Source organism: Streptomyces diversicolor, from assembly GCF_057537855.1.
In genome coordinates this window covers 1-18,023 of the sequence record NZ_BAAJXA010000010.1, presented here as the reverse complement: position 1 = coordinate 18,023, position 18,023 = coordinate 1, and the positions used below count along the sequence as shown (strand labels likewise).

General features: G+C 74.6%; 15 protein-coding genes and 1 pseudogene. 10 read left to right on the top strand and 6 right to left on the bottom strand.

Going from position 1 to position 18,023, the window contains the following annotated elements:
• Positions 1-3 precede the first annotated feature (3 nt).
• Positions 4-1,758 (top strand): ABC transporter permease subunit, encoded by a 1,755-nt coding sequence (locus AC27LF_RS13810; protein ID WP_479664645.1) that lies wholly within the window; start codon positions 4-6, stop codon positions 1,756-1,758.
• Positions 1,755-3,053: an MFS transporter gene (locus AC27LF_RS13805; protein ID WP_479662289.1), complete on the top strand. Its 1,299-nt coding sequence runs from the start codon at positions 1,755-1,757 to the stop codon at positions 3,051-3,053. Before AC27LF_RS13810 ends, AC27LF_RS13805 begins: the two co-directional genes overlap by 4 nt.
• A gap of 476 nt (positions 3,054-3,529) precedes the next feature.
• Here AC27LF_RS13805 and AC27LF_RS13800 read toward each other — a convergent pair whose 3' ends face one another.
• Complete coding sequence (locus tag AC27LF_RS13800) at positions 3,530-4,294, bottom strand: CDP-alcohol phosphatidyltransferase family protein (protein ID WP_479662290.1); 765 nt, start codon at positions 4,292-4,294, stop codon at positions 3,530-3,532.
• Between the two features lie 107 nt (positions 4,295-4,401).
• On the opposite strand from AC27LF_RS13800, the gene AC27LF_RS13795 reads away from it, so the two are divergent.
• The 5 genes and pseudogenes from AC27LF_RS13795 to AC27LF_RS13775 all read left to right on the top strand — a co-directional run.
• Positions 4,402-5,376: a zinc-dependent alcohol dehydrogenase gene (locus AC27LF_RS13795; protein WP_479662291.1), complete on the top strand. Its 975-nt coding sequence runs from the start codon at positions 4,402-4,404 to the stop codon at positions 5,374-5,376.
• 116 nt (positions 5,377-5,492) lie between these two features.
• Positions 5,493-5,891, top strand: a complete 399-nt coding sequence (locus AC27LF_RS13790; protein ID WP_479662292.1) for a 6-pyruvoyl trahydropterin synthase family protein — start codon at positions 5,493-5,495, stop codon at positions 5,889-5,891.
• Complete coding sequence (locus tag AC27LF_RS13785; protein WP_479662293.1) at positions 5,888-7,072, top strand: glycosyltransferase family 4 protein; 1,185 nt, start codon at positions 5,888-5,890, stop codon at positions 7,070-7,072. Before AC27LF_RS13790 ends, AC27LF_RS13785 begins: the two co-directional genes overlap by 4 nt.
• A complete protein-coding gene (locus AC27LF_RS13780; protein WP_479662294.1) occupies positions 7,069-8,118 on the top strand; it encodes a class I SAM-dependent methyltransferase in 1,050 nt (349 codons plus the stop codon). The genes AC27LF_RS13785 and AC27LF_RS13780 overlap by 4 nt, the downstream gene beginning before the upstream one ends.
• Positions 8,115-9,206, top strand: a pseudogene (locus tag AC27LF_RS13775) (lysylphosphatidylglycerol synthase transmembrane domain-containing protein); the annotation flags it as partial. The gene AC27LF_RS13780 and the pseudogene AC27LF_RS13775, both read left to right, overlap by 4 nt.
• 107 nt (positions 9,207-9,313) lie before the next feature.
• On the opposite strand, the gene AC27LF_RS13770 reads toward AC27LF_RS13775, so the two are convergent.
• On the bottom strand, positions 9,314-10,129 hold the full coding sequence (locus AC27LF_RS13770; RefSeq protein ID WP_479662295.1) for a creatininase family protein: 816 nt from the start codon (positions 10,127-10,129) through the stop codon (positions 9,314-9,316).
• Between the two features lie 38 nt (positions 10,130-10,167).
• Here AC27LF_RS13770 and ribA point away from each other — a divergent pair, with 38 nt between their 5' ends.
• Positions 10,168-10,827 carry a GTP cyclohydrolase II gene (gene ribA, locus AC27LF_RS13765; protein WP_479662297.1) on the top strand — a complete coding sequence of 220 codons (660 nt, stop codon included), beginning with the start codon at positions 10,168-10,170 and terminating at the stop codon, positions 10,825-10,827.
• A 28-nt stretch (positions 10,828-10,855) separates the two neighbouring features.
• Here ribA and AC27LF_RS13760 read toward each other — a convergent pair whose 3' ends face one another.
• Together AC27LF_RS13760 and AC27LF_RS13755 are read right to left on the bottom strand one after the other, a co-directional pair.
• The gene (locus AC27LF_RS13760; RefSeq protein ID WP_479662298.1) at positions 10,856-12,079 is read right to left on the bottom strand and encodes a serine hydrolase domain-containing protein; all 1,224 of its coding nucleotides are present in this window, start codon (positions 12,077-12,079) and stop codon (positions 10,856-10,858) included.
• Positions 12,080-12,579: 500 nt separating this feature from the next.
• On the bottom strand, positions 12,580-13,458 hold the full coding sequence (locus tag AC27LF_RS13755) for an NAD(P)-dependent oxidoreductase (protein ID WP_479662299.1): 879 nt from the start codon (positions 13,456-13,458) through the stop codon (positions 12,580-12,582).
• Between the two features lie 114 nt (positions 13,459-13,572).
• On the opposite strand from AC27LF_RS13755, the gene AC27LF_RS13750 reads away from it, so the two are divergent.
• On the top strand, positions 13,573-14,169 hold the full coding sequence (locus AC27LF_RS13750; RefSeq protein ID WP_479662300.1) for a TetR/AcrR family transcriptional regulator: 597 nt from the start codon (positions 13,573-13,575) through the stop codon (positions 14,167-14,169).
• Positions 14,170-14,556: 387 nt separating this feature from the next.
• On the top strand, positions 14,557-16,482 hold the full coding sequence (locus tag AC27LF_RS13745) for an ArnT family glycosyltransferase (protein ID WP_479662301.1): 1,926 nt from the start codon (positions 14,557-14,559) through the stop codon (positions 16,480-16,482).
• 13 nt (positions 16,483-16,495) lie between these two features.
• On the opposite strand, the gene AC27LF_RS13740 is transcribed toward AC27LF_RS13745, so the two are convergent.
• Positions 16,496-17,089 carry a histidine phosphatase family protein gene (locus tag AC27LF_RS13740; protein WP_479662302.1) on the bottom strand — a complete coding sequence of 198 codons (594 nt, stop codon included), beginning with the start codon at positions 17,087-17,089 and terminating at the stop codon, positions 16,496-16,498.
• Between the two features lie 6 nt (positions 17,090-17,095).
• Positions 17,096-17,977, bottom strand: a complete 882-nt coding sequence (gene gnd, locus AC27LF_RS13735) for a phosphogluconate dehydrogenase (NAD(+)-dependent, decarboxylating) (protein WP_479662303.1) — start codon at positions 17,975-17,977, stop codon at positions 17,096-17,098.
• Positions 17,978-18,023: the final 46 nt, after the last annotated feature.

The window sequence follows — 18,023 nt, the reverse complement described above, 5'->3', positions numbered from 1 at the left end:
CCCATGAGGACCATGCTGTGGCGGGCCGGCCTCGCCCTCGCCCTGGTGTGCGGGATCGGCCTGCTGCCCTGGCTGTCGCACACCGACCCGGCGCGCACCGTCCTCAAGGCCCGCGCCCAGGACCGGGAACCGACACCCGAGGTGCTGGCCGACATCCGGGCCGGACTCGGCCTCGACGACGGGCCGCTGCCGCTGCTCGGACGGTGGCTGGCCGGTCTTGCCCGCGGCGACGCCGGGCGGTCCTGGATCTCCGGCGCCGACGTCGCCCCGGACGTCCTGCGGGCGCTCGGCGCCTCCCTGCTGCTGATGGCGGTCGCCGGCCTGGTCGCCGTCTGCACCGCCGCCGCGGTGTGCGCCCGCACGCTGTGGACGGCGGCCCGGGGCGGGCGGCGGCGGCCCGCCGGCACCGGCTCCGCCGTGCTCGCCGCGCTCCCCGAATTCCTCACCGCCTCCGTGCTCGCCACCGTCGTCGGCGTCCACCTCGGCTGGCTGCCCGCCCTCGGCTGGTACGGGCCCCGCTGGACGGTGCTGCCCGCGCTCGCCCTGGGACTGCCCGCCGGGGCCGTGCTCGGCCGGCTCCTGGACGACCTGCTGCCCGGCGCCTTCGGCGAACCCTGGGCGCGGGCCGCCGCCGCCCGCGGACTGCCCGGCCGGCGCATCGCCCGTCACGCGCTGCGCCGCTGCGTGCCCCAACTGCTGCCGAACGCCGCGCTGTTCGTCGTCGGTCTCACCGGAGGCGCCGTCGCCGTCGAGCAGGTCTTCGACATACCCGGCCTCGGCCGCACCACCCTCCAGGCGGCCCTCGCCCAGGACCTGCCGGTCCTCCAGGCCGGCGCCCTCGCCCTGCTGCTGCTCGGCGCCGCCGCCTCGGGCGGCGCCCGCCTCGCGGCCCGGCTGCTGACCGGCCCCGCCCTGCGCGACGGCGCCCTGCTCAGCCTGCACCGGCCCGCCCCGCCCACCCACCGCACCCTGCCCCTCGTGCTCGGCGCGGCGCTCCTCGGCACCGTCGCCCTCGGCCTGCCCCGCGACCCGCTCGCCGTCGACACCGGCGCACGGCTCGAACCCCCGTCCGCACGGCATCCGTTGGGCACCGACGCGCTCGGCCGCGACCTGCTCGCGCGGGTCGCCCACGGCGCCCTCGACACCCTGCTGCCGGCCCTCGCCGTCAGCGCCGCCGCACTCCTCGCCGGGGTGCTGCTCGGACTGCTGCCCCGGCTGTCCACGCCGCTCGTCGACACCGTCAACGCCGTACCGGCCGTCCTCGCCGCGCTCCTGGTCACCGCGGTGGCGGGCGGCGGCCCCGGCACACCCGCACTCGCCGTGACGGCGGTCGCCTGGGCCCCGCTCGCCGCGCACACCGCCGCGCTGCTGCGGCAGGAACGCGCCACCCTGCACATCACGGCCACCCGCGCCCTCGGCGCGAGTGGCGGCCACCTGCTGCGCCATGAACTGCTGCCCGCGGTGCTCCCGCCCGTCGTCCGGCACGCCCTGCTCCGGCTGCCCGGCGTCGCCCTCGCCCTGGCCTCCCTCGGCTTCCTCGGCCTCGGCGCCCAGCCGCCCTCCCCGGAATGGGGACGGCTCCTCGCCGAGAACCAGCCGTACGCGGAACGCGCGCCCTGGGCCGTCCTCGCACCCGCCGCGCTCCTCGCCCTGCTCGGCGCGCTGGCGGTGACCGCCGCGGGCGGGCTGCGCCGGCCGCGCCCGAGGTCCCGCGGCGCACAACCGTCCCTGCCCGCGGCCGAGGCGACCGCCCGATGACCGCACACGCCGCCGGCCCGCGGACCGGGGGCGCGCCCCTCACTCCGCTGCTGCGCCTGCTGATCCTCACCCAACTCGCCTTCAACATCGGCTTCTTCGCCGTCCTGCCGTTCCTCGCCGAACACCTCGGGCAGGCGATGGGCATGGCCGGCTGGCTGGTCGGTCTCGTCCTCGGCCTGCGCACCTTCAGCCAGCAGGGGCTCTTCGTGGTGGGCGGGGCGCTCGCCGACCGGTACGGCATCCGGCCCGTCGTCCTCACCGGCTGCGCCCTGCGGATCGCCGGATTCGTCTGGCTCGGCCACGCCGAACGGACCTGGGCGGTGATCTGCGCCGTGCTGCTCATCGGGTTCGCCGCGGCCCTGTTCTCACCCGCCGTGGAGTCCGAGGTGGCCCGGCAGGCGGTGGTGCGGGAGGAGTCGGGCGGCGGGCCGCGCACCCGCGTCCTCGCCCTGTTCACGGTCGCCGGGCAGGCGGGGGCGTTCCTCGGGCCGCTGCTCGGCGCGCTGCTGCTGACCGCCGACTTCCGCACGGTGTGCCTGACCGGCGCCGGAATCTTCGTCCTCGTCCTCGCCGGGCACGCCCGGCTGCTGCCGCAGCACATCCCCGGCCGGGACCGTCGGCCGGTGGCCGGCGGCGCGCGGGGCCTGCTGCGCAACCGCCGTTTCCTCGCGCTGTGCTGCGCCTACGGCGCCTATCTGCTCGCCTACAACCAGCTCTATCTCGCGCTGCCCGCCGAGGTGGCCCGTGCCACCGGCTCGCAGGCCCCGCTGGCCTGGCTGTTCGCGCTGTCCTCGCTGCTGGTCGTGGCCGTCCAACTGCCCGTGACCCGCTGGGCGGGCCGGCGGCTCACCCCCCGCCGGTCCATGGCGGCCGGGCTGCTGCTGGTCGCCGCCGGTTTCGCGGCCGTCGCGGCGGTGCGCCCCGCGGCCCCGACCGGCACCGCGGGACTGCTGCCCGCCGTGGTCCTCGTCGTGCTGCTCACCCTCGGTCAGATGCTCATCGCGCCCGTCGCCCGCGCCTGGGTGCCCGACCTCGCCGAGGACGGCAGGCTCGGCCTCTACACGGGGGCGCTGTCCTCGCTGTCGGGGCTGATCGTGCTGGCCGGCAGCGCGGCCACCGGCACCCTCCTCGACAGTCCGCTCCCGCCGGCCGTGCCCTGGCTGGCGCTGGCCGCCGTACCGGCCGTGGCCATCGCCCTGCTGCCCCGCCCGGCACACCCCTCCCGGGGGCCCGAACGCGCCGCCGGTCCCGCCGCCGCGCGGTCCCGCCGTCCGCGCAAGAACCCCGCGCCCTGAGAGCGCCCCCGGCGATGCGCAGCCCGTGTGGTCCGGCCTTCGTCGCAAGGGCCCCTCGCTTTGAGGGCGCCCCCCCGGTGGTGTGCAGCCCGCGTGGTTTCGCCGTTCGTGCAAGGCCGCCTCGCTTTGAGGGTGTCTCCGATGGTGCGCAGACCGCGCGTGCCCGGCGTTCGCGGGTGGATCCGGGGTGGCCGCCGCCGGGCGTGGGTGCGTCGGGAGCACGGCCGCCGACCGGCGACCCGGCCGCGAACGCGCAGCCCCGGCCGCCTCGCCCCCCGCGGCCTCCAACACCCGCACGGCGCCCGGCCGTGTGCAGGACCGACACCCCCGGCTGTGTGCTGGACGGTCATCGCCCGGCCGTCCGCCGGACCGTCACCGCCTGGCCACGCGCCGGATGGTCAGCGCCCGGCCGCTTGCCGTACGGTCATCGCCCGGCCGTCCGCCGGACCGTCACCGCCTGGCCGTCCGTCGGACCGTCAGCGCCCGGCCGGTTCCAGGATCTTCGTGGGTGGGGCGGCGGGGACGGTGAGTCGTGCGGTTCGGCGCAGCCACAGCACGTCCCGGCCGAACGACCACACCAGCGAGCCCAGCGCCCCCAGCACCACCACGAAGTCGGCGGGGAGCGGCATCAGTTGCGAACCCGCCAGCAGCAGACAGACACCCTGCAACGCGGCGACCGTCTTACGGGCGATCGACGGCGGCAGCGGGGCGTTCAGCCACGGTGCGACGCGGGCCGCCGCGACGAACACGTAGCGCATACAGCCGATCAGCAGCACCCACGGGCCCAGCCGCGCCGACACGAACACGCTCAGCACCAGGATCAGGAAGGCGTCGACCTCCATGTCGAAGCGGGCGCCCAGCGCCGTCGACGTACCGGTGCGGCGGGCCACCTGGCCGTCGACGCCGTCCAGGAGCAGCGCGACCGCCGTCAGAGCGACCAGCAGGGTGAGCGGCGGCGCGCTGTCGAAGGAGTCCGCGACCAGCGCCGTCACCCCGCCGACCAGGGTGGCCCGGCCGAGGGTGACCCGGTTGGCCGGGCCGAAGGAACGCAGCCGGGAGCGGTGCAGCGCCCGGGAGAGCACCGCCCAGGTCGCGAACGCGAACGCCAGCCCCGTCAGCCAGCCCGCGGGCCCCATGCCGAACGCCGAACCCAGCAGGACCAGCAGCAGGATCTGCACGCCCGCACCCACGGCCGTCTCCTGCTGGACCAGCCTCGCGTCGTCAATGTTGTTCAGGGCCACGGCTCACCCTCCGGCCGAGTGACAGAGTCGATCAGTGCCGCGTACTGTGCGCGGCCTGTGCACATCTCGGTACGTGAACAACTTGCCGATCGTTCAGGAGGATGCCGATGAACCGGTTCGCGCGTGCGTTCTGGCTCAGCTCGCCGGGCCACGGCGAGTTGCGTGAGGTCACCGTCCCCGAACCCGCCGCGGGCGAGGTCCTGGTGCGCACGCTCTACTCCGGAGTCAGCCGCGGCACGGAGACGCTGGTCTTCCGCGGCGGCGTCCCGGAGAGCCAACGCGCCGTGATGCGGGCGCCGTTCCAGGACGGCGACTTCCCCGGCCCGGTCAAGTACGGCTACCTCAACGTCGGCGTCGTGGAACAGGGTCCTGACACCCTGACCGGACGCACCGTCTTCTGCCTGTATCCGCACCAGAGCCACTACGTCGTCCCGGTGGACGCCGTCGTCCCCGTGCCGGATCAGGTGCCCGCCGGGCGGGCCGTACTCGCCGGCACCGTGGAGACCGCCGTCAACGCCCTGTGGGACGCCGCGCCGCTCATCGGCGACCGGATCGCGGTGGTCGGCGGCGGCATGGTGGGCTGCTCGGTCGCCGCCCTGCTGGCCCGCTTCCCGGGCGTACGGCTCCAACTCGTCGACACCGACCCGGCGCGCGCCGCGACCGCCGAGGCCCTGGGCGTCGACTTCGCCGCACCCGAGGACGCCCTCGGCGACTGCGACCTGGTCGTCCACGCCAGCGCCGACGAGCGGGGCCTGACCCGTGCCCTCGGCCTGCTCGCCGCCGAGGGCACGGTCATCGAACTGAGCTGGTACGGCGACCGGCCGGTCACCCTGCCGCTCGGCGAGGCGTTCCACTCCCGGCGGCTCACCGTGCGCGCCAGCCAGGTCGGCACCCTCTCCCCGGCCCGCCGCGCGGGCCGCGGCCACGCCGACCGGCTGGCCCTCGCCCTCGACCTGCTCGCCGATCCGTCGCTGGACGCGCTCATCACCGGAGAAAGCGCGTTCGAGGAGCTGCCCGAGGTGATGCCGAGGCTCGCCACGGGGGAGATCCCGGCACTGTGCCACCGGGTCCGGTACGCCTGACCTGAGACGAAACGTGTCCGCACTGAACGCGGTCAAGCCATCAGCCGTACTACACGGCATCCCCCGGCCGCAGCCGGCCGGGGGAACCTGACGCGCCGCACCTGGAGGGTCGTCCGTTGTTCAGCATCACCGTCCGCGATCACATCATGATCGCCCACAGCTTCCGCGGCGAGGTGTTCGGGCCCGCGCAACGCCTGCACGGCGCCACGTTCCTCGTGGACGCGACGTTTAGCCGCGAGCAGCTGGACGACGACAACATCGTCGTCGACATCGGCCTGGCCACACAGGAACTCGGCGCGGTCGTCAGCGAGCTGAACTACAGAAACCTCGACAACGAGCCCGACTTCGCCGGCGTCAACACCTCGACGGAGTTCCTTGCCAAGGTGATCGCCGACCGGCTCGTCGAACGCATCCACAAGGGCGCGCTCGGCGAGGGCGCCAAGGGCCTCGCGGGCGTCACGGTCACCCTGCACGAGTCGCACGTCGCCTGGGCGAGTTACGAGCGTGGCCTGTGACCGACACGACCATCGGCCGGGCCCCGGCCCTGACCTACGTGCCCGCGCAGCGCGCGGCCCTGAAGAACGTCGGGATCATCCCCATGTCCCTGCGCACCCTGCACTTCGTCATGCCGGGCGGTGTCGACGACGCGACCGCGCCCAGCGGCGGCAACGCCTACGACCGGCGCCTGTGCCTGGACCTGCCCGGATTCGGCTGGCGGGTCACCCGGCACACCGTGGACGGCACCTGGCCGCGCCCCGGCGCCACCGGCCGCGACCGACTCGCCCGCACCCTGCGGGAGCTGCCGGACGGCTCCGTGGTGCTGCTCGACGGCATCGTCGCCTGCGGGGTCCCCGAGATCGTGGTCCCCGAGGCGGAGCGGCTGCGGCTCGCGGTCCTCGTCCATCTGCCGCTCGGCGACGAGACGGGCCTCGACGCGTCCGTGGCCGCGGACCTGGACGCCCGGGAACGCGCGGTGCTCCGGGCGGTACCCGCGGTGATCGCCACCAGCGACTGGGCGGTCCGCCGCCTCGTCGCCCACCACGGCCTCGCCCCGCAGCGGGTGCACGTCGCCGCGCCCGGCGCCGACATCGCGCCCCTCGCCGCCGGCACCGACGGCGTCTCGCATCTGCTGTGCGTGGCCGCGGTGACACCCCGCAAGGGGCAGCACCGGCTGGTGGAGGCGCTGGCCGCGGTACGGGACCTGCCGTGGAGCTGTGTGTGCGTCGGCGGCCTCGGCCACGATCCCGAATACGTCGCCGGACTGCGGTCCCTGATCGAGCGGCACGGACTGACCGGCCGGCTGCACCTGGCGGGCCCCCGGTCCGGCGCCGACCTCGACGCCAGCTACGCCGCCGCCGACCTGATGGTCCTCACCTCCTACGCCGAGACGTACGGGATGGCCGTGACCGAGGCGCTGGCCCGGGGCATCCCGGTCCTCGCGACGGACGTCGGCGGACTGCCCGAGGCACTGGGCCGCGCGCCGGACGGCGGGATGCCCGGCATCCTCGTGCCGCCGGAGGACCCCGCCGCGCTCGCCGCCGAACTGCGCGGCTGGTTCGGCGAGGCCGATGTGCGCCGGCGCCTCAAGGCCGCAGCGCGGGGCCGCCGGGCGGCGCTCGACGGCTGGGCGACCACCGCCCGCAGCCTGGCCGGGGTCCTGCAACGGCTCCCGGACGAACCGCGGAGGGCGGCATGAGCGGAACCACCCCACAGGCCGGGCGGACACCGCTGCGGCCCGGGACGCGGGCCGTAGCGGGTGCGGAAGCGACGAAGGGGGCAGCGACCATGACGGAACCCGGCGCACCGCGCCGCGTCGCGCACGAAGGGGCCGGGCCGGTCGTGGCCCCCGGTACCGTGCCGCGGCCGGGGGAGCGGCCCACCGTGCGGCTGCGCGAGTCCGGACCGCAGGAGCCGCCGCGCTACGCGCCTGAATGGCTCGAACTGCGCGAAGGGGCCGACGCCGCCGCCCGCGCGCTCGACCTGCTCGACCCGCTGCGGATCCGGCTCGCCAATCTGCCCGGCCGGGCCGACGGACTCGTGGTGCACGACCTGGGCTGCGGCACCGGCTCGATGGGCCGCTGGCTCGCGCCCCGCCTGGACGGCGCCCAGCACTGGATCCTGCACGACCGCGACCCCTACCTGCTGCACTTCGCCGCCGTGGGCTCCCCGCGCGCCGCCGCCGACGGCAGCCGGGTCACCGTGGAGACGCGGCGCGGCGACGTGGCCCGGCTGACCCCGGACGCCCTGAGCGGCGCCGCACTGGTGACGGCGTCCGCGCTGCTCGACGTCCTCACCCGCGAGGAGGTCGGCACGCTCGCCGCGGCCTGCGTCGGGGCCGGCAGCCCGGCGCTGCTGACCCTCTCGGTCGCCGGACGTGTCCGTCTCACCCCGGCCGACCCGCTGGACGCGGAGATCACCGAGGCGTTCAACGCGCACCAGCGGCGCGCGGGGCTGCTCGGTCCCGACGCCGTCACCGTGACCCATGAGGCGTTCGCCGAACGCGGGGCGACGGTGCGGCTGCATCCGAGCCCCTGGCGCCTGGGACCCGAGGACGCCGCGCTGACGGCCCAGTGGCTGCGCGGCTGGGTCGCCGCGGCGGTCGAGCAGCGCCCCGACCTGGCGCGGCGCGCCGAGCGCTATCTCCAGGACCGCCTGGCGGCCTGCGCGGCGGGCGAGTTGAGCGTCGTCGTCGACCACACCGACCTGCTCGCCCTGGTCCGCCCGACGGGACACACCTCATGACCCCGCGTCCGGCGGGCCCCACGACCAGTCCGCAGCCCCCGCCCACCCGCCCGGCCCAGCGGCACCACCCACACCCACAGCATCCGCACCCCACGGCCGCGCCCGGCACGCTGCCCGCGTCCGATGTCACACCGCCCCTCCCGGACCCGTCCGGCGCCGCGCGCACGCCCGGTGGTGGGCCCGTGTCCGATGGCGCACCTCCGTACGCCGGTCCGCCCGTGCAGCCCCGTCCGGGAGGCCGCGCCCGCGTTGCTGCCCGGGGTGGGCAGGGGTGGTTGCCGGTGGTGGGCCGGGCCGTGCGCGGGCGGCTGGGGGCCCTGGCCGGGGCCGGGATCCTCGGGGTGCTGCTGTGGCGGCTGGGCATCGGTGTGTTCCTGGACGGGCTGCGCCGCATCGACCTGGGGACGCTGCTGATCGCCGTGGGCATCGGCGTCGTCACCACCGTGTTCAGCGCCTGGCGTTGGCACCTGGTGGCCCGCGGCCTGCGGATCCGGCTGCCGCTTGGTTCCGCCGTCGCCGACTACTACCGGGCGCTGTTCCTGAACGCGGCCCTGCCCGGCGGCGTGCTCGGCGATGTGCACCGGGCCGTCCGGCACGGGCAGGAGGCCGGAGACGTCGGCCGCGGTGTCCGCTCCGTCGTGCTGGAGCGGGCCGCCGGACAGGTCGCGCTCGCCGTGGCCGGCGCCGCGCTGCTGCTCACGCTGCCGTCCCCGCTCCGCGACGAGGCCCGGGACTTCGCCCCGCTGGTCGCCCTCGGCGCGGCGGGCGCCTGCGCCGTCGTCCTCGCGGTCCGGATGAACCGTGCCCCCTCCCGCCGCCCCGGCACCCTGCGCACCGCACTCGCCGAGGCCCGCGAGGGGCTGCTCTCCCGGGCCAACTGGCCCGGCGTCGCCCTGTCCTCGGTGGTCGTACTGGCCGGACACCTCGCGATGTTCGTGGTGGCTGCCCGGGCCGCGGGCTCGACGGCGGCCGTCCCGGCCCTGCTGCCCCTCGCGGTCCTCGCCCTGGTCGCCATGGGCCTGCCGCTGAACATCGGCGGCTTCGGCCCCCGGGAGGGCGTCACCGCCTGGGCGTTCGGCGCCGCCGGCCTGGGCGCGGACAGCGGACTGGCCACGGCCGTCGTGTACGGGGTGCTCGGCTTCGCGGCCAGCCTGCCCGGCCTCGCCGTCCTGATCGCCCGCTGGTGCACGGCACTTCACCCGCGTACGGCCGAACCGCCCTCGCCCGGCGCCCCGTTCGCGGCTCCACCGGCCGCCTCCACCGCGGAGGTGAGCAGGGTGAAATATCCCGCGAAGGATTCGGCGAGGCTCGTCAGCAGCTTCCTCCCCTTCTCCGCCGACCCCAGGGAAGGACGCCCGATGACCCCCGATTCGGTATAGGCGGACATTCCCGCGGTGAGCAGATGACGACGGTCGTCCGCGATGAAATCGGCGGACTCGTAACCAGGGCGGACCACTTCGGGATAGGCGTGCAGCAGAATGGACGTCTCGATCTCCCCGGCATGCATGTCGGTCAGCAGCGAGGTGCGCACCCCGGCCCGCTCCCGGGCCGTCTCCCAGTCCTCGGCGGCCGGGAACAGCGCCATCCGCTCCCCACGCGCGGAGGACTCCTGAACCACGTTGCCCAGTACGTAGTTGCCGCCGTGGCCGTTGACCACGGCGAGCGCGCCGACGCCGGACCGGCGCAGCGACGCCGCGATGTCCCGCACCACCGCGTGCAGGGTCACGGCGGAGATGCTGACGGTTCCGGGCCAGGCCGCGTGCTCGTGCGAGCAGGACACCGTCAGCGGAGGAAGGAGGTGCACCGGGTACGCCGCGGCGATCTCCCGTGCGACGGCGCAGGCGATGAGCGTGTCGGTCGCCAGGGGAAGGAACGGACCGTGCTGCTCGAAGCTCCCCACGGGAAGGACGGCGACCTGTGACGACACGCCCGCCCCACGCGTCCGCACGTCCTCGGTGGTGTCCGCGGGCAGCACACCGTGTGCCGCCGCGGGCACGCCCGAACCACTCATCTCTCCATGGCCTTTCGTCTCCGTTGAGGAATCAGATCATGACAGAAAACATCGGCGTACTCGGCACGAAGTCCGCACGGCGTTCGGGCGTGGAACGCGTCGTGACCGCGCCCCTGCCCACCGTGTACGGCACCTTCCAGGCCATCGGCTATCTGGACCACGACGGCGGTGACGAGCAGGTCGCGCTCGTGCACGGCGACCTCGGCACCGAGAACGTGCTGACCCGGCTCCACTCGGAGTGCCTGACCGGTGACGCGTTCGGCTCCCAGCACTGCGAGTGCGGCGACCAACTCGCCTCCGCGCTGCGCGCGGTGGTCGCCGCGGGCAGCGGTGTCGTCGTCTATCTCCGCGGGCACGAGGGCCGCGGCATCGGGCTGCTCGCGAAGCTCCGCGCGATGGCCCTGCAGGCGGAGGGACTTGACACCGTCGAGGCGAACCTCGCCCAGGGACTGCCGGTCGACGCCCGCGACTACGGTGTGGCCGCCGCCATCCTGCGCGACCTGGGCGTCGCCTCGGTACGGCTGATGTCCAACAACCCGCGCAAACGCGAGTCGTTGCTGCAGCACGGAATCCAGGTCGCCGAGGAGGTACCGCTGTTGATACCGCCGTGCGAGAACAACATCACCTATCTGCGGACCAAACGGGAACGCCTCGACCACCACCTGCCCCATCTGGACGCGGTGGCGCACTGGTCCTGAGGCCCCGCGGTGGTCGCCCCGGCCCGGCTCAGTCCACCACCGCCTCGTGCACCAGCCGCTTCAGCTCCGGGAACACCTTCAGCGTCCTGGGCCGCACCTGGGTCATGAACTGCACGGTGAGATCACGGCCCGGGTCCACCCAGAAAGTGGTGGTCGCCACCCCGCTCCAGCCATAGGTGCCGGACCCGGCCGGGGCCGCCGTGCGGTCCGGGTCGATCACCACGGAGACGCCGAGGCCGAAGCCGACGCCGTCGTTGCCCGGCTCCCGGTGCGGGGGTGCGCCGAAGGAGCGCAGGTCGGCGCCGCCGGGCAGCTGGTTGCGGGTCATCAGGGCCACCGTCTCGGGCCGCAGCAGCCGTACGCCGTCCAGTTCGCCGCCCCGGCGCAGCATCTCCGCGAACCGGTGGTAGTCGTAGGCCGTGGCCACCATGCCGCCGCTGCCGGACAGGAACCGGGGACGGCCGCGCAGCGGCAGGCCCGGGATCGGCTCGATGCCGCCGCCCTCGGTCTCCCCGTACAACTCGGAGAGCCGGTCCGCCTGTTCGGGCACGATGTGGAAACCGGCGTCCGGCATACCCAGCGGACGGAAGATCCGTTTTGCGAAGAACACGTCGAGCGGCTGCCCGGTGACCACCTCGATCACCCGGCCCAGCACATTGGAGGCCACCGAGTAGTTCCACTGCGTGCCGGGCTCGAACTGCAGCGGCAGCCCGGCGTACACGTCGATCGTCTCGGCGAGGTTCGCGCCGGGCGGCACGGACGACTCAAGGCCGGCGGCCCGGTAGAGGGCGTCGACCGGGTGGGAGTGGTAGAAGGCGAAGGTCAGGCCCGCCGTGTGGGTGAGCAGATGCCGGATCAGAACCGGGCCGTCCGCGGGGCGGGTGGTGACCTCGCTGCCGGAGCCGGCCTCGTACACCCGCGGGTTGGCGAAGGCCGGCAGGTGCCGGTCGAGCGGGTCGTCCAGGGACAGCCGCCCCTCCTCCACCAGGAGCAGTACCGCGACCGCGGTGACCGGCTTGGTCATCGAGTAGATCCGCCACAGGGTGTCCGGCCGGACCGGCAGCCCGGCCGCCCGGTCACGGTGGCCGTGCGCGGTGAGGTGGGCGACGCGGCCGCCGCGGGCCAGCGAGATCAGGTAGCCGGGCAGTCGGCCCTCGTCCACGTAGTGGGCGAAGTGCTGGTCGAGGCGGTCCAGGGCCTTCGGGTCAAGTCCCGCCTCGTCCGGGGCGACTTGCTGTCGCAGCTGTGCCATCGCGCTCCTCCGCGTTGTGCCGTCCGGCGGTTGATCCTTGCATGACTCTGCCGTTGGGTGTGGGCGGGTTGCGCAGTTCCCCGCGCCCCTGTCGGGGGTGGTCTGTTGTTGGTTGGGTGCGGGTGGGTGGGGGCTTGGCGCGCCGTTCCCCGCGCCCCTGTGGGGGTGGTCTGTTGTTGGTTGGGTGCGGGTTTGTTGTGGTTTGTTGCGCAGTTCCCCGCGCCCCTGTCGGGGGTGGTCTGTTGTTGGTTGGGTGCGGGTGGGTGGGGGCTTGGCGCGCCGTTCCCCGCGCCCCTGTGGGGGTGGTCCGTTGTTGGTTGGGTGCGGGTTTGTTGTGGTTTGTTGCGCAGTTCCCCGCGCCCCTGTCGGGGGTGGTCTGTTGTTCGTCGAGTGCGGGTGGGTGGGGGCTTGGCGCGCCGTTCCCCGCGCCCCTGTCGGGGGCGTCCGTTGTGGGGTGGGTGCGGGTTTCCCGCGTTCCTGTCGGGGGGCGGGCGCGGTTTTCAGGGGGTTGGTTCGGTGCGGGATTCGATTGCTTGGAGTACTGCGATCATGTCCTCGTCGCCGTGGCCGGCGGAGACGGTTTCCTCGAACAGGGTGTGGCAGACGTCCAGGAGCGGTGAGGCGAGGCCCGCCGTGCGGGCCGCCGCAGCGATCAGCCGGTTGTTCTTCAGCACGTCGAGCGCCGCGGCCTGCACCGCGAAGTCCCGGTCGTGCAGCTTGGGCGCCTTCATCCGGGAGACCGCGCTGGCCATCGGGCCCGCGTCCAGCACGTCCAGGAACAGCCGCCGGTCCAGGCCCTGCCGCTCGGCGAAGTGGAACGCCTCGGTCAGCCCGGTCACCAGCGTGATCAGGAAGAGGTTCACCGAGAGCTTCATCAGCAGCGCGTGCGGCGCCGGACCGCACACGAACACCTCCCGGCACATCGGCGCCAGCAGCGGCCCGACCCGCGCCACCGCCTGCTCGTCCCCGGCCAGCATCGCCACCAGCTGCCCCTGCTCGGCGGGCACCCGGGAACCGGAGACCGGGGCCTCGGCATAACGGCCGCCCGCGGCGCGCACGTCGGCCTCCAAGGCGTGCGAGTACTCGGGCGAGGTCGTCCCCATGTGCACCACGACCCGTCCGGCGACCCGGGCCGCGAATCCGGGGCCGCCGCGGTCCAGCACGGCGTCGATCGCCGCGTCGTCGGCGAGCATCAGGATCACCACGTCCGCCCGCGCGAACACTCCGTCGGGGTCCGCGGCCACCTCCGCGCCGGCCGCGCGCAGCGGTTCGGCGCGCCCGGGGGTGCGGTTCCAGACCACGAGCGGGGTGCCCGCGGCCGCCAGGCGCAGCGCCATCGGCTGCCCCATCACTCCGAGACCGATGAATCCGACACGCACGTGGGGCCGCCCTCCGCACCCGACCGACTATGACAGCGGTCATAGTAGCGGGCGCTATGACGCCGGTCATAGGCTGGGCCGCACAGCGAGGCACGGCACACCGGGAGGGCGACGATGGCGGGGTCCCGGCGCGGACCGAGGGAGCGCATGGTCTTCAGCGCCGCCCAGCTGATCCGGCGCGACGGGGTCGCCGCGACGGGCATGCGCGAGGTGGCCGCCCATGCCGAGGCGCCGCGCGGATCGCTCCAGCACTACTTCCCGGGCGGCAAGGAACAGCTCGTCAACGAGGCCGTGGCCTGGGCCGGGCGGTACGCGGGCAACCGGATCGCACGTTTCCTCGCGGAGCAGGACCGGCCGACGCCGAGCGGCCTGTTCGCGGCGATGGTGCGGCAGTGGACCGACGAGTACGGCACGAGCGGCTTCGACCGCGGCTGCCCGGTCGCCGCGGCCACCGTGGACTGCGCCGCGGCGGGCACCTCCACCCGGGAGGCGGCGGCCGCCGCGTTCACGGCCTGGCGGACCCCGCTCGCCGCGGCCCTGACGGACCTGGGGGTGCCCGCCGAGCGGGCCGCCTCCCTGGCCACCGTGATGATCAGCGCCCTGGAGGGGGCGATCCTGCTGGCCCGCGCCGAGCGGGACGTGGCCCCCCTGAAGACCGTCACCCGAGAACTGGGCCCCCTCCTCGACGCGGCGGTCCTTCCCCCGGCCTGATCGAAGGGCCTGGCCGGTCCCGGTGACAGCCGCCGGCCGCCCGCGTTTCCGGCCGGGCCGCCGCCGTCCGCCCGCTCGCCCGGCAGATCCACCGGATACGGCGCCCGCCGGCCCGTGCACCAGGGGCGAGGCCCGCGTCCCCCGCCGACGCGGAACCGGCCGCGCGCCGCGACGGCACCTGGCCGGCCGTCATGGGCAACCCGGACATCCTCTGCGTCCGGGAGGCGGTCGGGCGGGTCGCCGGTTCGGTGTGGAGGGGGTGAGAGGGGGGTGAGATCTCCCTCTGTTTCCGGGTCCGTAGGGGTTCGGCGGTCGATACTCGCGAAAGTCCGGAATGCGTCCCGCGTGCCGGATCAGAGTCAACCCGGCTGCCCTGGAAGGCCGTTCATGCCGAGCACCGTCAGCGAACCGCGCACGGGGGTCCGCGCGGGCCCGCCACCGCCCCTGGCCCCGCCGCGCACCCGTGCCGACCGCTACGAGCGTCCGGCGCTCGTGTGCATCGCGGCACTCGCCGCCCTGCTCTTCTGCTGGGGCATCGACCACAGCGCCTACCACGCCTTCTACGCGAGCGCGGTGCGCAGCATGACCGACGGCCCGGTCGCCTTCCTGTACGGCTCCTTCGACCCCGCCGGTTCGATCACCCTCGACAAGCTGCCCGGCTTCCTGTGGCCCCAGGCCCTGTCGGCGCTGGTCTTCGGCTTCCACCCGTGGGCGCTGGTGCTTCCGCAGGCCGTCGAGGGCGTGGCCTGCGTCCTCCTGCTCCATCTGCTGGTGCGCCGCTGGGCCGGGGTGCCCGCCGGTCTCGCGGCGGCCGGTTTCCTCACGCTCACCCCGGTGACCGTGGGCGTGGGCCGGTCGGTGGTCGAGGACGCGCCGTTCGTGCTGCTGCTGCTCCTGGCCGCCGAGGCCACCCAGCGCGCCACCGAACGGGCCCGGCCGCGCACCCTGCTGCTCGCGGCCTTCTGGGTGGGCCTGGCGTTCCAGTGCAAGATGCTGGAGTCCTGGGCGGTACTGCCCGCGCTTGCCGTGACCTACCTGGTCGCCGCGCCCGCCCCGGCGCGCCGCCGCGCCGGTCATCTCGCGCTGGCCGGCGCGGTCGCGGCGGCGGTGTCGCTGTCGTGGATGCTGGTGGCCACCCTCACCCCGGCCGCCTCCCGCCCCTACCTCGACGGCACCACCGACAACTCGGCGTTCGGCATGGTCGTCGGCTACAACTTCCTGACCCGTTTCCACGCGGTCGGCATCGACGCGGCCGGCACCGGCAGCATCGTCACCGGCCGGCCCGCGCACCCGGGCGGCGCCCACGCGTCCGGCATGGGCGACAGCGTGTGGAAGATGTTCAGCCCCGGCATCGCCACCCAGACGGGGTGGCTGTATCCGCTCGCGGCCCTCGGGCTCGTCGGCGGTCTGGTGGCGCTGCGGCGGCGGCGCGTGCCGCGCACCGACCGTCTGCTCGCCGGGCATCTGCTGTGGGGGGTGTGGCTGGTCACCTTCTTCGTGGTGTTCAGCTTCGGCAGTGTGACCGGCCACACCTACTACATGGGTGTCGTCGCGGTGGCCCTGTCGGCGCTGGCCGGCGCCGGGGTGGTCCAGGGGTGGCGGGCGCTTCGGGTCGGTGGCCGTACGGCCTGGCTGCTGCCGGCGGTGCTCGCCGTCAACGTCGCCTGGTGTGCGGCCCTGACGCTGTGCTATCCGCGGTTCTTCGGCTGGGCGGCGCCCGCCGCCGGCGCCCTGTGTCTGGCCGGGCTCGCCCTGACCGGTGTGCGGCGCGGGCGTGCCGTCATGGCCGGGACGGCCGTCGCCGTCGCCGCGGTCCTGCTGGTCCCCGCCGTGTGGTCGGCCTCGGCGCTGTCCCCGCGCTACAACCAGCCCGGCGGCTTCGGCCGGGTCGGCCCGAACAGCATCCGCACCGGTAACGGTCTGTCGACCCTGACCCCCGCGAGGCACCGCCTGCTGGCCTACCTCACCGCGCACCGCGACGGCGCCCGCTATCTGGCGGCGGTGCCCAGCTGGACCTCCGCGGCGCCGTACGTGATCGCCGCCGACGCGCCCGTGCTGCCCGTCGGCGGGTTCACCGGACGCGTCCCGTTCCCCGGCCCGCGGCAACTGGGCCGGCTGGTCGACTCCGGCCGGCTGCGTTTCGTGCTGCTGCGCCCCTCCGATGTGGCGGCGCACCCCCGCGCCGGAGGGACCCCGGCCGGAGCGGTGGCCCGCTGGACCGTCGACCACTGCACCCGGGTGCCGCCGGCCGCGTACGGCGAGCACGGCCGCCGGCATCTGCTGTACCGCTGCGGCCCGGAGCACACCGGGTGATCCGGGCCGGGCGTCACACGGTCCTGTTCCACTCCGCGATCACGGGTCTTCCGTGTTCCGTGGACAGCCGGCTGACCGTGCCGGTCGCCAGCTGGAACAGGCGGCCCTCGGCGGGCGGCAGCCCCAGCCGGCGGGCGGTGAGCACCCGCAGGAAGTGGGCGTGGGCGACGAGCACCACGTCTCCGGAGTCCCGGGCGAAGGCGGCGTCGACCCGGGACAGCACCCGGTCGGCCCGCCGTCCCGCCTGCGCGGGTGACTCGCCGGGATGCCCCTCGGGGCCGGGCGGTACGCCGTCCGTCCACAGGTCCCAGTCGGGGCGGGTCAGGTGGATCTCGCGGGTGGTGATGCCCTCGTAGCCGCCGTAGTCCCACTCGTGCAGCTCGGGATCGATCACCGCCCCGCTCAGGCCCGCGAGTTCGGCGGTGCGGATCGCGCGGGTGAGCGGGCTGGTGAGCACGAGCGCGTAGGTCCGGCCCGACAGGAGCGGGGCGAGGGACTTGGCCTGTTCCTCGCCGTTGCGGGTCAGCGGCAGATCGGTCCAGCTGGTGTGCCGGCCCGTGACGCTCCACTCCGTCTCGCCGTGGCGCACCAGGATGAGGTCCCCCACGGCCGGTTACTCCTTCGCCGACTCGACGGCATGGCCGCCGAACTGGTTGCGCAGCGCCGCGATCATCTTCATCTGCGGGGAGTCGTCCTGGCGGGAGGCGAAGCGCGCGAACAGGGAGGCGGTGATCGCCGGCAGCGGCACCGCGTGGTCGATGGCGGCCTCGACGGTCCAGCGTCCCTCGCCGGAGTCCTGTGCGAAACCCTTCAGCTTCTCCAGGTGTTCGTCCTCGTCCAGGGCGTCGACCGCGAGGTCCAGCAGCCAGGAACGGATGACGGTGCCCTGCTGCCAGGAGCGGAACACCTCGCGTACGTTGTCCACCGAGTTGACCTTCTCCAGCAGTTCCCAGCCCTCGGCGTACGCCTGCATCATCGCGTACTCGATGCCGTTGTGGACCATCTTGGAGAAGTGCCCGGCGCCGACCCGGCCCGCGTGGACATAGCCGTACGGGCCCTCGGGTTTGAGCGCTTCGAAGATCGGCTGGAGCCGGTCGACGTGCTCCTTGTCGCCGCCGACCATCAGGGCATAGCCGTTCTCCAGGCCCCACACACCGCCGGAGACGCCGGCGTCGACGAAGCCGATGCCCTTGATGCCGAGTTCCGCGGCGTGCTTCTCGTCGTCGGTCCAGCGGGAGTTGCCGCCGTCGACGACGGTGTCGCCCGGCGACAGCAGGTCGCCGAGTTCGTCGATGACCGACTGGGTGGGGTGGCCGGCCGGGACCATGACCCACACCACGCGCGGTGCGTCGAGCCGTTCGACCAGGTCGGCGAGGCTCTTGGCGTCGGACAGGTCGGGGTTGCGGTCGTAGCCGATGACGGTGTGGCCCGCGCGGCGGATCCGCTCGCGCATGTTGCCGCCCATCTTGCCGAGGCCGATGAGTCCGAGCTGCATGTCAGTTCACTCTTTCCTGTTACGCGTTCTTGAGCGTGCGGTAGGC

Bases quoted from the DNA above. Each gene is read 5' to 3' on its own strand.
- AC27LF_RS13810 (WP_479664645.1), top strand. From the start codon at position 4: ATGAGGACCATGCTGTGGCGGGCCGGCCTCGCCCTCGCCCTGGTGTGC.
- AC27LF_RS13805 (WP_479662289.1), top strand. From the start codon at position 1,755: ATGACCGCACACGCCGCCGGCCCGCGGACCGGGGGCGCGCCCCTCACT.
- AC27LF_RS13795 (WP_479662291.1), top strand. From the start codon at position 4,402: ATGAACCGGTTCGCGCGTGCGTTCTGGCTCAGCTCGCCGGGCCACGGC.
- AC27LF_RS13780 (WP_479662294.1), top strand. From the start codon at position 7,069: ATGAGCGGAACCACCCCACAGGCCGGGCGGACACCGCTGCGGCCCGGG.
- AC27LF_RS13770 (WP_479662295.1), bottom strand. From the start codon at position 10,129: ATGAGTGGTTCGGGCGTGCCCGCGGCGGCACACGGTGTGCTGCCCGCG.
- ribA (WP_479662297.1), top strand. From the start codon at position 10,168: ATGACAGAAAACATCGGCGTACTCGGCACGAAGTCCGCACGGCGTTCG.
- AC27LF_RS13760 (WP_479662298.1), bottom strand. From the start codon at position 12,079: ATGGCACAGCTGCGACAGCAAGTCGCCCCGGACGAGGCGGGACTTGAC.
- AC27LF_RS13750 (WP_479662300.1), top strand. From the start codon at position 13,573: ATGGCGGGGTCCCGGCGCGGACCGAGGGAGCGCATGGTCTTCAGCGCC.
- AC27LF_RS13745 (WP_479662301.1), top strand. From the start codon at position 14,557: ATGCCGAGCACCGTCAGCGAACCGCGCACGGGGGTCCGCGCGGGCCCG.
- gnd (WP_479662303.1), bottom strand. From the start codon at position 17,977: ATGCAGCTCGGACTCATCGGCCTCGGCAAGATGGGCGGCAACATGCGC.